This window comes from Vibrio sp. 1288, from assembly GCF_033344475.1.
In genome coordinates, this window is sequence record NZ_JAWPOX010000018.1 from 45,645 (window position 1) to 58,996 (window position 13,352).

Here is a 13,352-nt window from a genome sequence, read left to right on the forward strand (position 1 = left end):
AGGCTAGCTATCTTTAAAGAGGCTTAAGAACAATAACGAAAATACATGACTACGTTAGCCACTAAAACAGATTAAATACCGCCATTATGACAGAACACGAAAATACGAATGAAGTGCCACTCTCTATTGAAGCTGGCACATTACTGAAAAACAAACGTGAATCCTTGGGAATGAGCCAAAAGCAAGTTGCCGATCGCCTGAGGCTTCGCATTTCTGTGATTGAAGATATTGAAAATAACCGATTTGAATCTCAACAAGTCGCGACATTTACACGTGGTTACTTACGCTCTTACGCTAAATTCGTAGGTCTTGATGAGAAGGTGGTTTTGACGGCGTTAGAGCAGACTGCCGATGCTCAGCCTCAAGAGCAAGAAATTGAAATGCAAAGCTTCTCTCGTAAAACAAAAGACGAGAAGCACAATAGCCGTATTATGCTCCTTACTTGGGTTATCGGGCTGGTCATTATTGGCATTTCAGCGGCATGGTGGTGGCAAAACCAACAAGAGAATAGCCTAACTAAGGAAGTAACGGATTCAAGTGTTGAAGCGCCGCAGCCCACTGCTCAAGAATTAGCTGATATCGATTTGATGACGGCTGAAGAGTTAATCGCAAGCACTCCTGAAGAAGTTGCTTCAACTAATGAAGGTGTTGCTGAATTGACTGAAGCACCCGTTGAGCAAGGGGCGGATCCTTTGCTGACTGAAACTGAAAATACAACAAGCGTAGATTCTGAAGAACCTGTTGCCGTGATTGAAGCGGCGGAAGAGGAACAGCCTGCGCCAGTAGTACCTGAAGGCATGACACTTCTTACTATGAAGTTTAAAGCGGACTGTTGGATTCAAGTAAAAGACACCAATGGTAAAACGCTGGTAAGTGGTACTCATAAGCCAGGACAAGATGTAGAACTTACCGGAAAAGCGCCATTTAAAGTGATATTAGGCGCACCGGAAGGGGTTACAATGACATTTGCAAGTGAACCTGTCGACCTTTCTGGGTATACTTCAGGCAAAGTAGCTAGATTCACTCTACCGTTATAAAAAATTATGCAACACGAATCTCCAATTATTCGTCGTAAATCGACGCGTATTTATGTGGGTGATGTGCCAATTGGTGATGGTGCGCCAATTGCAGTACAGTCAATGACTAACACTCGCACGACTGACGTAGAAGCGACAGTCGCTCAAATCCGAGCACTAGAAAAAGTCGGCGCAGATATCGTTCGAGTTTCTGTACCTACGATGGACGCAGCAGAAGCTTTCAAACTGATTAAACAGCAAGTTTCTGTACCATTAGTGGCTGATATTCATTTCGACTATCGTATCGCGCTGAAAGTTGCGGAGTACGGAGTTGACTGTTTACGTATCAACCCAGGTAACATCGGCAATGAAGAGCGCATTCGCGCTGTTGTTGATTGCGCTCGCGATAAAAACATCCCGATCCGTATTGGTGTCAATGGTGGATCTTTGGAAAAAGATCTACAGATGAAATACGGTGAGCCTACGCCAGAAGCCTTGGTTGAGTCGGCGATGCGTCACGTAGATCATCTCGATCGTCTTAACTTTGACCAATTTAAAGTTAGCGTGAAAGCTTCAGACGTTTTTCTTGCGGTGGATTCATATCGTCTGCTGGCGAAGAAAATCGATCAGCCTCTTCATTTAGGTATCACAGAGGCGGGTGGTGCTCGAGCTGGCGCTGTTAAGTCATCTGTTGGCTTAGGTATGCTGTTATCTGAAGGGATAGGCGATACGCTGCGTATCTCTTTGGCTGCCGATCCAGTTGAAGAAATCAAAGTTGGTTTCGACATCCTTAAATCTCTGCGCATTCGCTCTCGAGGCATCAACTTTATTGCGTGCCCAAGCTGCTCACGCCAAGAATTCGATGTGATTGGTACGGTGAATGCACTGGAGCAACGTTTAGAAGACATCATCACTCCAATGGATGTGTCTATCATCGGTTGTGTGGTAAACGGCCCTGGTGAAGCAGAAGTTTCTCACTTAGGTCTAGCAGGTAGTAACAAGAAGAGCGCATTCTACGAAGATGGTAAACGCCAGAAAGAGCGCTTTGATAACGATGACCTTGTGAATAAGCTAGAAGCTAAGATCCGTGCGAAAGCAGCTATGATGAATGGCGAAAACCGCATCGAAGTTAAAGTACAAGATTAATCTCAACGAGAATTACGGTAAGTATTGTGGCAAAAACAATTCAAGCAATTCGAGGCATGAACGATTGCCTCCCAACTCAGTCGCCACTGTGGCAAAAATTAGAAAACACAGTGAAAAATGTAATTAGCGCATACGGTTATAACGAAGTGCGCATGCCAATCGTTGAAGAAACAAACCTATTCAGCCGCGCTGTTGGTGAAGAAACAGACGTCGTTTCAAAAGAAATGTACACTTTTGATGACCGTAACGGCGACAGCCTAACACTTCGCCCAGAAGGTACGGCGGGTTGTGTACGTTCATGTATCCAAAACAGCCTGATCAACCGTGATGAACAGCGTCTGTGGTACATGGGGCCTATGTTCCGCCATGAACGTCCGCAGAAAGGTCGTTACCGTCAATTCCACCAGTGTGGTGTTGAGGTGTTTGGTCTAAATGGTCCAGATGTTGATGCAGAGCTTATCATGATGACGGCGCGTCTATGGCGTGAGCTAGGTATCAATGAACATGTTCGTCTTGAGCTGAACTCTATCGGTTCTCAAGAAGACCGCGCAGACTACCGTACTGCACTGGTTGCATTCCTTGAGCAACATATTGATGTGCTAGATGAAGATTGTAAGCGTCGCATGCACACGAACCCACTGCGTGTTCTGGATACGAAGAACCCAGACGTTCAAGCTATTTTAGGTGATGCGCCTCGCCTTTCAGATTACTTGGGTGAAGAATCTAAAGCACACTTCGCAGGTCTATGTGAACTTTTAGACGCCGCAGGTATCAAATACACAGTTAACGAACGTCTAGTTCGTGGTCTGGATTACTACAATCGCACGGTATTTGAGTGGATCACCGAGAGCCTAGGTGCTCAAGGCACTGTATGTGGTGGTGGTCGTTACGATGGCCTTGTAGAGCAATTAGGTGGTAAACCAACACCAGCGGTTGGCTTTGCAATGGGCCTAGAGCGTCTAGTACTGATGCTAGAAACGTTGGAACTGACAGACGTTCGTCGCAGTGTTGACGTGTACGTAGTCACAGCGGGTGAAGGCACCATGATGGCAGGAATGAAGCTAGCAGAACAGCTTCGCGAGTCTGTTCCAGGCGTTCGTGTGATGAATCACTTCGGTGGCGGTAACTTCAAGAAACAGTTTAAACGCGCAGACAAAGTTGGTGCTGTTGTAGCATTAGTTCTGGGTGAAAACGAAGTTGCGGATAATACCGTAGTACTGAAAGACTTAGCTGGTGGTGAGCAAGAGACTTACAACCAAGCAGAAGTTGCAGAAAAGATCGCAGCACTGATTTAAGTCTTTTAGTAATCTAACAAAATTACATCCTAGTTCGTAAGCTAAGGCTCCCAAATGTGGAGCCTTTAAACGAAATAGGAACAATGGCAGCTAAGCTGCCATTTACATGTTTTAAGAGGACAGGAAGTGGAACTTTACGATACTGAAGAACAACAAGTTGAAGCCATTAAAGACTGGTGGAAGGAAAACGGCAAAGCCGTCATCATCGGTGCGGTTGTTGGTTTAGGTGGTCTATTCGGCTGGCGTTACTACCAGGATTCTGTGATTCAGGCGAGTGAAGCAGCTTCTCAAAGCTACACGACAGCAATGAATGCTTTGCAAGACAAAGGCACTGATGCTCAAGCTGACGTGAAAGCTTTCATTGAGTCAAATGAAGTAAAAGAATATTCAGTATTGGCTGCGCTACAACTTGCTAAAGCACAAGTTGAAGCTCAAGACCTTTCTGCTGCATTGGAGCAACTGAAGTGGGCGCAAAGCAACACTCAAGATGCTGCGTTGTTACCATTGATTAGTTACCGCATTGCGCGTATTGAGACGGAAATGGGTAACTTCGACGCTGCAACGGCAGAGCTAAGTAACGTCACTGATACAGCATGGACAGGTCGTATTGCTGAACTTCGTGGCGATATTGCGATTCGCCAAGGTGACAAAGATGCTGCGTACGCTGCGTATACTGAAGCTCAGCAAGCGGCAGATGCAAGCCCGACACTACAAATGAAATTGGACGATCTGGCGAAATAAGGACCGCATTGGATGAAAAGAGTCTTTAAGAAAGCCTTGCTAGGGGCGTTAACAATGGGAGTACTTGCCGGTTGTGCAGGTGAGAAAGACACCATTGTAATGGCGCCACTACCTCAGGTAGACAGTCAGTTTACAACCAGTAGTGAGTGGAGCACATCGGTTGGCGATGGTGTCGGTCATTACTTTTCAAAGCTATCCCCTGTATTTGCGAATGATACATTGTTCGTGGCAAGTCGTGATGGCTTAGTAAAAGCGCTGGATCCTGAGAATGGTAAACAACGTTGGCAAACGGACCTAGAAGAAGATGTCATTGCTCGTCTCTCTGGTGGTATCACAGCGGCATACGGAAACCTTTACATTGGCTCTGAGAATGGTGAAGTCATCTCTCTTGACCAAGAAACAGGTGAAATTGTTTGGCGTGTAAAAGTTGGTGGTGAGGTACTGGCGAAGCCAGTTGCAGATTCAGGCCTTATTATCATCAATACTAGCCGAGGCATGTTGATTGCCCTTAATGAGAGTACAGGTGAGCAACGCTGGGCATTGAGTACAGAAGTGCCGAACTTAACTTTACGTGGCGACAGTACTCCGACTGCAATTGGTGGCGGTGTATTTTGGGGAACGGCAAATGGCCGACTCGCAGCTGCTATCGTTGAGCGTGGTCAGTTGATTTGGCAACAGCCTGTTGGTACGCCAAAAGGCGCGACAGAAATTGATCGTTTGGTTGACGTTGATTCATCGCCAATTGTGCTAGGCGGTACTCTTTTCACCATTGGATACAATGGCCAACTTATCGCTATTGACTTGCGTTCAGCGAACCCGATTTGGAAGCGTAATTACTCATCTGCGACAGACATTTCTACAGATGGTAGTCGCATCTTTGTGATAACGGAAAAAGATCATGTTGTTGCCGTTGATTCACGAAGCGGAACTGAGTTGTGGGAAAACAGCTTGCTTGAGCACCGACAACTTACAGCGCCAGTTATTGTTGGCAATTATCTCGTTGTCGGTGACACGCTTGGTTACCTTCACTGGATGGATCGTTCAACGGGCGAATTTGTTGCGCAGCAGTTTGTCGATGATAGTGGCTTGGCAGTTGGCCCGACGTTATTGTCGGATGGTTATGTGATTACAACTCGCAACGGCGATGTAAAGAAACTAACCATTAACGAATAATATCGTGATATAATTCACATTCGGCTCCTGGCTGGTGACAGCTAGGAGCCGTTTTGTTGTTTGAATTTATTAACCCTGACGTGGTTATAGGTAAAAATCTGGTTTGATTTGGCATCGAGCAAGTCGTTACCTATAACTACAGAAGAAAGATTATTGTAGAGGTTGTTATGGTACCTGTTGTAGCTCTAGTAGGGCGTCCGAACGTAGGTAAATCTACACTATTTAACCGATTGACTCGCACTCGTGACGCGTTGGTTGCGGACTTTCCAGGCCTAACGCGAGACCGTAAATATGGCCAGGCGAGACTTGGTGAAGAGCACGAATTCATTGTGATTGATACCGGTGGTATCGATGGCACAGAAGAAGGCGTGGAAACAAAGATGGCAGAACAGTCATTAGCCGCGATTGATGAGGCTGATGTTGTGTTGTTCCTTGTTGACGGTCGTGCTGGTCTGACACCTTCAGATGAAGCAATTGCTGCGCATCTGCGTAAAATTGAAAAGCCAGCGATGCTGGTAGTAAACAAAATCGATGGTATTGATGCCGATGCGGCGTGTGCTGATTTTTGGCAGCTCGGAGTGGATGATATGTACCAGATTGCGGCTGCTCATGGCCGTGGTGTGACCGCTTTGCTTGAGCGTGCTTTATCTCCATTCTTTGATGATCTATTAACAAGTGAATCTGAAGAAGGTGAGATTGAAGACCTGACTGGATTCGAAGACGAAGAGCCTCTTGTTGAAGATTACACTGAAGAAGACGCAGAAGCTGAATTCAAGCGCCTTCAAGAGCAGCCGATTAAGTTGGCGATCATCGGTCGTCCGAATGTAGGTAAATCGACACTGACTAACCGTATTCTGGGTGAAGAACGTGTAGTTGTATACGATATGCCAGGTACAACGCGCGATTCTATCTACATCCCGATGGAACGTGATGGACGCGAATACGTACTAATTGACACCGCAGGTGTTCGTCGTCGTGGTCGTATCAATGAAACGGTTGAAAAGTTCTCTGTTGTTAAGACGCTGAAAGCGGTAGAAGATGCAAACGTCGTTCTACTGGTGATTGATGCACGTGAAAATATTTCAGACCAAGACCTAAGCTTGCTTGGTTTTGCACTGAATGCTGGCCGCTCAATTGTCATCGCCGTTAACAAGTGGGATGGTCTAGACAGTGACGTGAAAGAAAGCGTGAAGAAAGAACTGGACCGCCGTCTAGGATTCGTCGATTTCGCGCGTATCCACTTTATCTCTGCGCTGCACGGTACTGGCGTTGGTCACTTATTTGAATCTATTCAAGAAGCATATAACTCGGCGACAACGCGCGTGGGTACGTCAGTACTGACGCGTATCATGAAGATGGCAGTGGATGATCACCAGCCGCCAATGGTTCGTGGTCGTCGTATCAAACTCAAATACGCACACGCAGGTGGTTACAACCCACCGATCGTTGTTATCCACGGTAACATGGTTCGTGAATTACCAGATTCGTATAAACGTTATCTGATGAACTACTTCCGTAAGTCTCTGGAAATTATGGGAACACCGATTCGCATTAACTTCCACAACAGTGATAACCCATACGAGAACCGTACGAATAAGCTTACGCTATCACAAGAGCGTAAACGTAAGCGTATGATGTCGATGGTGAAAAACCGCAATAAATAATGAAATTCGAATACCCAAGTTTCTACTTGGGTATTTTTTTATCAAAAGTAATCGTAAAAATGACTATCACAGCAACAAAGACTCGTTTTTGTCATCAAACATGGCAATTAGAAGCACAAATACAGCTCGTTCAATCTACGGAAGAAGTGACTTACGTTATTACAGATGTCACGCCGTTCCATCCCGTTAGTCACATATGGCCGGATCACCCTGCAGACAAAGGAACGTTGAAGGTGAATGGGGCTGAGCATGACGTAGTAGATTGCCAAGTTGGAGCAGTGGAGCAGGAGAGTGGTGCTTTGTATGTGGGTAGTGACATCCCTGTAAAGCATGATGCTGAAGGTTGGGTGTTTGTCGTCGTGCATGTTTTATCACGTACGGAATCATTTGCAATTAATGACTTGGTAACATTAGCGGTAGATAAAGACTATCAAAATGCTTTGAGTCGAGGCCACACAGCAGGACACTTAGCGTATTTGGCGTTGAATAAAGTACTAGCGGAAGACTATTGGCGAAAAGACGCAGACCGCAAAGACCCACATGGTTATTATGACTTTAATAGCTATGCGCAAGTCACGAGTTATGTCACTCCAGACAAGTGCCTCGATACGTACCGTTTAGGCAAAACACTCCGTAAAAGAGGATTAAACAGTGCAGATATGCTGAATGACCTCCAGGCGATTGCAGAAAAAGTGAATGGCCAACTGGTTGAATGGCTTCAAAGAGATGCGATGATCACCATGGAATGCCACGGCGATAGATTAACGGATTCTCGCTATTGGAAGTGCGATTTAGGGGAAGGTCAATTAGCGGTAATCCCTTGTGGTGGAACGCATGCGAGCCATTTAAATGAGTTTGCTTTTATCCAAGTTAAACTCGTTGAGCTCGACGCTCAAACTATCGAAATGCACACCAATGTAAACACTGCTTTTTGAATAAGATCTTTTTATTAAATTCTGATTTTTCGTTTAATTAAATCTCTCTAAGGTTTTTTATTCTGTCTTAAATTGGAATGCAGAATATGTAACTTATGCTTTCGGTGTGTGGTTATATAAATATTCTTTTAAGGGGTGATCGCTGATCAAGGAGTAAATATCAGACGATCAGTATAAGATCCTACGTATCAAGTATGGTTAACGCCTCGTGAAACTTGTTGGGGCGGTGATGAAGATCAACATACTTGTTCGTTATTTTGAGTAGCATGCGTTACTCGAAATTGCTTAGTTTAGAGAGAGGAACGGGATATGCAGCAGAACATTTGCCCGACTTGCAATGTCGAACTGGAATGGACAGGACAATACCATTGTGCACAGTGTGAATCGGATTTTAAAAAAGTAGGTTTTTGCCCTGATTGTGAGGCGGAGCTGGAGAAGCTGCAAGCATGCGGTGCTGCGAGTTACTTTTGCAATGTGTGTAATGAACTCAAGTCAAAATCACGTGTCCGATTTGAGTTCCAGAAAATCAGTTAACCAGAGTTTGTATTCAGTTAACGGTAGAGCGAACGTCGCCTTCGGCTAATCGAGTAATCAATACATCTCCCGATTTTACATCTGAAGATTGCGTAATTACTTTTCCTTGCTCAGTTTGAGTAATTGAGTAACCTCGTTTCAATGTCGCTAGTGGGCTGACGGTGTCTAACTTCTCTGCAGCAATCGCGAGTTGATGGCGCATAGTCAGTAACTTGCGATCCATTGCATCCATGAGCTTTTGCTCAACACGTTCTAGCTTCGACTTCTGCTCGGCAAGGCGTGTTACAGGAGAATTTAATTGCAGCCGATAATGTTGACGCTCGATTCGCTGTTGACGCAAGGCAATAAAACGACTCATCGCTCGCTGTAAGCGCATGTCCAACTCATCTAACTGTTGCGTCTGACGTTGCAAGCGATAGCTTGGGTGCTGTCTCTCTAGACGGTGCACTAATTGAGCAGATTGCTGCTTTTGTTGTGCTAGGTAGTAACGCATCGCGCTCGCTAACTTATGCTGGCGGGTAACTAAAGCTTGATCTTTGTGGCTGTTATCACGGCTTACTAGCTCAGCGGCTGCTGATGGAGTAGGCGCGCGTACGTCGGCGACAAAATCAGCTATTGTCACGTCAACTTCATGTCCAACGGCGCTAATAATAGGAATTTGGCTTGCTGCAATCGTGCGAGCTAATATCTCGTTGTTAAAGCACCATAAGTCTTCTAATGAACCACCACCTCGGCCCACAATTAGTACATCACATTCATCACGGCTGTTAGCGCGACCAATGGCTTGTGCAATTTGAATGGCTGCGTCCTCACCTTGTACCACTGTCGGATAAATCACAACAGGTAGGGAAGGATCACGACGTTTCAATACGTCTAAGATATCGTAAAGCGCGGCACCAGTTTTCGATGTGATGACGCCAACACGTTTAGGGTGCTCAGGCAAAGATTGCTTATTGATTTGCGCGAACAACCCTTCTGCTGCAAGCTTCATTTTCAGCTCTTCAAACTCTTGTTGAAGACGGCCATCACCTTCCGGTTGCATGCTTTCGATGATCAATTGGTAGTCACCGCGAGGCTCATAAAGAGACAGACGAGCTTTTACTAGGACTTGATTACCGTTAGCGGGTTTGAAAGTAACGCGGCGATTGTTACCACGAAACATGGCACATTTAACTTGAGCGCGAGAGTCTTTAAGAGTGAGGTACCAGTGACCAGAGACAGGAGCTGAAAAGTTGGATATCTCTCCGACGAGCCAAACGATCCCCATTTCGTTTTCAAGGAGTAAACGAACTTCTGCGTTGAGACGAGAAACAGTAAAGATGTTTTGATTGGTCTTGGAGAGCACAGCTAATCTCTTAGACGTGAGTATGGAAATTAGCGGCAATATAATACATAGCAAGGGGGTAATTGCAAGAAAAAAATTAAAAAATTTGTGGTCAAGCGATTGCGTTAACCGTATAATCCCTCCGCAATATCTAATCCAAATGTAGCTAGTTGCTAACGCAGGTTACCCTCATTATGCGAAACGATGAGATTGGATTGTTCTTTTTACTCCTCTAATTGTGAGATATTGCAAATGCTAAGAATTGCCAAAGAAGCGCTGACATTCGATGACGTACTACTTGTGCCAGCACACTCCACCGTTCTCCCAAACACAGCTGATCTTCGCACTCAGCTAACTAAGAACATCACCCTAAACATCCCAATGATTTCAGCGTCTATGGACACTGTTACTGAAGCTCGTCTAGCAATTGCGCTAGCGCAAGAGGGTGGCATTGGCTTTATCCACAAGAACATGTCTATTGAGCAGCAGGCAGCCGAAGTTCGTAAAGTTAAGAAGTTCGAAGCTGGTATGGTAACTGACGCGGTTACTGTAAACCCTGACGCGACCATCGCTGATGTTGTTGCACTCACTGAAAAGCATGGTTTTGCAGGTTTCCCTGTTGTCACTGAGAGCAATGAGCTTGTTGGTATTATCACTGGTCGTGACGTTCGTTTTGTGACGGACCTTTCTAAGAAAGTATCTTCAGTAATGACGCCAAAAGAGAAGTTGGCAGCAGTTAAAGAAGGTGCAACACGAGAAGAAGTGCAAGAGAAAATGCACGAAGCTCGTGTAGAGAAAGTATTGGTTGTGAATGATGAGTTCCAACTAACCGGTATGATTACTGCGAAAGACTTCCACAAAGCAGAACGTAAACCAAACGCATGTAAAGATGAGCGTGGTCGCCTACGTGTTGGCGCAGCCGTTGGTGCTGGCGCTGGTAACGAAGAGCGTGTTGCTGCTCTAGTTGAAGCAGGCGTTGACATTCTACTTATCGACTCTTCACACGGACATTCTGAAGGTGTACTAAACCGCATCCGCGAAACTCGCGCTGCTTACCCAGATCTAGACATCATCGGTGGTAACGTAGCAACAGGTGCTGGTGCTAAAGCACTAATCGAAGCTGGCGTAAGCGCAGTGAAAGTGGGTATCGGCCCTGGTTCTATCTGTACAACTCGTATTGTAACGGGTGTGGGAGTTCCACAAATCACTGCAATCGCAGATGCGGCAGAAGTGGCTAATGATTATGGTATTCCGGTTATTGCTGACGGTGGTATCCGTTTCTCAGGTGATATCTGTAAAGCAATCGTAGCTGGCGCATCATGTGTGATGGTTGGTTCTATGTTTGCAGGTACTGAAGAAGCGCCGGGTGAAGTGATTCTATACAACGGCCGTTCTTACAAGTCTTACCGTGGCATGGGTTCTCTTGGTGCTATGTCTCAAGGTTCTTCTGACCGTTACTTCCAGTCTGACAACGCAGCGGACAAGCTAGTACCAGAAGGTATCGAAGGTCGTATCGCATACAAAGGCCGTCTAAAAGAGATCGTACACCAACAAATGGGTGGTCTACGTTCAAGCATGGGTCTAACTGGTTCTGCAACTATCGAAGATATGCGTACGAAAGCTGAATTTGTACGTATCTCTGGTGCTGGTATGCAAGAGTCTCATGTACACGATGTTCAAATTACTAAGGAAGCACCGAACTACCGTCTAGGGAACTAATTACCTAACGGAAACGTTTGCTTTTTCCTTGAAGCATTAAGAAGAGGCGAGTACACTCGCCTCGGTTTTAATCACTTAGCCTTAAAAAGACTGCTCAAAATGACTAAAAATATCCATGACCAACGTATTCTGATCTTGGACTTCGGTTCTCAGTACACTCAATTAGTAGCACGCCGCGTACGTGAAATCGGCGTTTACTGTGAACTATGGAGCTGGGATGTAGAAGAAGCGGATATTCGCGAATTCAACCCAGATGGCATTATCCTATCTGGCGGTCCAGAAAGCGTAACGGAAGAGAACTCTCCACGCGCGCCTCAATATGTGTTTGATTCTGGTGTTCCTTTGCTTGGCGTATGTTACGGCATGCAAACCATGGCGGAACAGCTAGGAGGCAAAGTGGCGGGCTCTAACGAACGTGAGTTTGGCTACGCTCAGGTTAAAGTTTCTGGTGAATGTGCTCTATTTAAAGACCTTGAAGCAACTCAAGACGTTTGGATGAGCCATGGCGACAAAGTAGTAGAGATCCCAGCCGATTTCGTAAAAGTTGGTGAGACAGACACTTGTCCTTACGCTGCGATGGCGAATGAAGAGAAGAAATACTACGGCGTTCAGTTCCACCCAGAAGTGACACACACAAAAGGTGGCCTACAAATGCTTGAGAACTTTGTTCTTGGCGTATGTGGCTGTGAACGTCTATGGACTTCTGAATCTATCATCGAAGACGCGGTTGCTCGTATTAAAGAGCAAGTGGGTGACGACGAAGTTATCCTAGGTCTATCTGGTGGTGTTGATTCATCGGTAGTCGCGATGCTAGTTCACCGTGCAATCGGCGACAAGCTAACGTGTGTATTTGTTGATAACGGTTTACTTCGTCTAAACGAAGGTCAACAAGTAATGGATATGTTCGGCGACCAATTTGGTTTGAACATCATCAAAGTTGACGCTGAAGAACGCTTCCTAAAAGCACTTGAAGGCAAGTCTGACCCAGAAGAGAAGCGTAAGACTATCGGTCACGTATTCGTAGATGTATTTGATGAAGAGTCTAAGAAGCTGAAAAACGCGAAATGGCTAGCTCAAGGTACGATTTACCCTGATGTAATCGAGTCAGCTGCATCTAAGACTGGTAAAGCGCACGTGATCAAATCGCACCACAACGTGGGCGGTCTTCCAGATGACATGGAAATGGGTCTTGTTGAGCCACTACGTGAGCTGTTCAAAGATGAAGTTCGTAAGATTGGTCTAGAATTAGGCCTGCCTTACAACATGCTTTACCGCCACCCATTCCCAGGTCCTGGTCTAGGTGTTCGTGTTCTTGGTGAAATCAAGAAAGAGTACTGTGACTTGCTACGCCGTGCTGATGCTATCTTTATTGAAGAGCTTCACGCAGCTGATCTATACAACAAAGTATCTCAAGCGTTCACGGTATTCCTACCAGTACGTTCTGTTGGTGTAATGGGCGATGGCCGTAAGTACGATTGGGTTGTGTCTCTACGTGCGGTAGAAACTATCGACTTCATGACTGCTCATTGGGCACACCTACCATATGACTTCCTAGGTAAGGTTTCTAACCGTATTATCAACGAAGTTGATGGCATTTCTCGTGTTGTTTACGACATTTCAGGTAAGCCACCAGCGACTATCGAGTGGGAATAATTTTCCTCTAGACAGTTGAGTTTATAAGAACCAGCCTTCGGGCTGGTTTTTTTGTACTTCAAGTTTGTGAAGAGGTGGCTCAACTTTTTTGTGAGAGATATATACATGCGGTTAAATTAAATATATATTCATTTTAATTGTTTAATTATCAT

General features: G+C 45.5%; 11 protein-coding genes. 10 read left to right on the forward strand and 1 reads right to left on the reverse strand.

Annotated features, from left to right (window positions below):
* Positions 1–86 precede the first annotated feature (86 nt).
* The 8 genes from rodZ to R8O11_RS14675 all read left to right on the forward strand — a co-directional run bounded on the left by rodZ (position 87) and on the right by R8O11_RS14675 (position 8,504).
* Positions 87–1,037 (forward strand): cytoskeleton protein RodZ, encoded by a 951-nt coding sequence (rodZ, locus tag R8O11_RS14640; RefSeq protein WP_005383707.1) that lies wholly within the window; start codon positions 87–89, stop codon positions 1,035–1,037.
* Positions 1,038–1,043: 6 nt separating this feature from the next.
* Positions 1,044–2,162: a flavodoxin-dependent (E)-4-hydroxy-3-methylbut-2-enyl-diphosphate synthase gene (gene ispG / locus R8O11_RS14645; protein WP_005381699.1), complete on the forward strand. Its 1,119-nt coding sequence runs from the start codon at positions 1,044–1,046 to the stop codon at positions 2,160–2,162.
* A 26-nt stretch (positions 2,163–2,188) separates the two neighbouring features.
* A complete protein-coding gene (hisS, locus tag R8O11_RS14650) occupies positions 2,189–3,457 on the forward strand; it encodes a histidine--tRNA ligase (protein ID WP_005381698.1) in 1,269 nt (422 codons plus the stop codon).
* A 126-nt stretch (positions 3,458–3,583) separates the two neighbouring features.
* A complete protein-coding gene (locus tag R8O11_RS14655) occupies positions 3,584–4,198 on the forward strand; it encodes a YfgM family protein (RefSeq protein ID WP_005381697.1) in 615 nt (204 codons plus the stop codon).
* A gap of 12 nt (positions 4,199–4,210) precedes the next feature.
* Positions 4,211–5,371 carry an outer membrane protein assembly factor BamB gene (bamB, locus tag R8O11_RS14660; protein WP_005381696.1) on the forward strand — a complete coding sequence of 387 codons (1,161 nt, stop codon included), beginning with the start codon at positions 4,211–4,213 and terminating at the stop codon, positions 5,369–5,371.
* A 167-nt stretch (positions 5,372–5,538) separates the two neighbouring features.
* Entirely contained in the window at positions 5,539–7,035 is a 1,497-nt protein-coding gene (gene der, locus R8O11_RS14665) for a ribosome biogenesis GTPase Der (RefSeq protein ID WP_017820569.1), read from the forward strand.
* 59 nt (positions 7,036–7,094) lie between these two features.
* Positions 7,095–7,970, forward strand: coding sequence for an alanyl-tRNA editing protein (locus R8O11_RS14670; protein ID WP_318194248.1), 876 nt, complete (start codon positions 7,095–7,097; stop codon positions 7,968–7,970).
* 309 nt (positions 7,971–8,279) lie between these two features.
* Positions 8,280–8,504 carry a zinc ribbon domain-containing protein gene (locus tag R8O11_RS14675; RefSeq protein WP_012842112.1) on the forward strand — a complete coding sequence of 75 codons (225 nt, stop codon included), beginning with the start codon at positions 8,280–8,282 and terminating at the stop codon, positions 8,502–8,504.
* A 13-nt stretch (positions 8,505–8,517) separates the two neighbouring features.
* Here the strand turns inward: R8O11_RS14675 and xseA are convergent, their stop codons facing one another.
* Positions 8,518–9,849: an exodeoxyribonuclease VII large subunit gene (xseA, locus tag R8O11_RS14680; RefSeq protein WP_017633909.1), complete on the reverse strand. Its 1,332-nt coding sequence runs from the start codon at positions 9,847–9,849 to the stop codon at positions 8,518–8,520.
* A gap of 231 nt (positions 9,850–10,080) precedes the next feature.
* On the opposite strand from xseA, the gene guaB reads away from it, so the two are divergent.
* Positions 10,081–11,547 (forward strand): IMP dehydrogenase, encoded by a 1,467-nt coding sequence (gene guaB / locus R8O11_RS14685; RefSeq protein ID WP_017633908.1) that lies wholly within the window; start codon positions 10,081–10,083, stop codon positions 11,545–11,547.
* Positions 11,548–11,646: 99 nt separating this feature from the next.
* Positions 11,647–13,200: a glutamine-hydrolyzing GMP synthase gene (gene guaA / locus R8O11_RS14690; protein WP_005381685.1), complete on the forward strand. Its 1,554-nt coding sequence runs from the start codon at positions 11,647–11,649 to the stop codon at positions 13,198–13,200.
* Positions 13,201–13,352 lie beyond the last annotated feature (152 nt).

What these genes read in the sequence shown, in the direction of transcription:
- rodZ (WP_005383707.1), top strand. Translation starts at nt 87, where the DNA reads ATGACAGAACACGAAAATACGAATGAAGTGCCACTCTCTATTGAAGCT.
- R8O11_RS14675 (WP_012842112.1), top strand. Translation starts at nt 8,280, where the DNA reads ATGCAGCAGAACATTTGCCCGACTTGCAATGTCGAACTGGAATGGACA.
- der (WP_017820569.1), top strand. Translation starts at nt 5,539, where the DNA reads ATGGTACCTGTTGTAGCTCTAGTAGGGCGTCCGAACGTAGGTAAATCT.
- ispG (WP_005381699.1), top strand. Translation starts at nt 1,044, where the DNA reads ATGCAACACGAATCTCCAATTATTCGTCGTAAATCGACGCGTATTTAT.
- guaA (WP_005381685.1), top strand. Translation starts at nt 11,647, where the DNA reads ATGACTAAAAATATCCATGACCAACGTATTCTGATCTTGGACTTCGGT.
- guaB (WP_017633908.1), top strand. Translation starts at nt 10,081, where the DNA reads ATGCTAAGAATTGCCAAAGAAGCGCTGACATTCGATGACGTACTACTT.
- bamB (WP_005381696.1), top strand. Translation starts at nt 4,211, where the DNA reads ATGAAAAGAGTCTTTAAGAAAGCCTTGCTAGGGGCGTTAACAATGGGA.
- R8O11_RS14670 (WP_318194248.1), top strand. Translation starts at nt 7,095, where the DNA reads ATGACTATCACAGCAACAAAGACTCGTTTTTGTCATCAAACATGGCAA.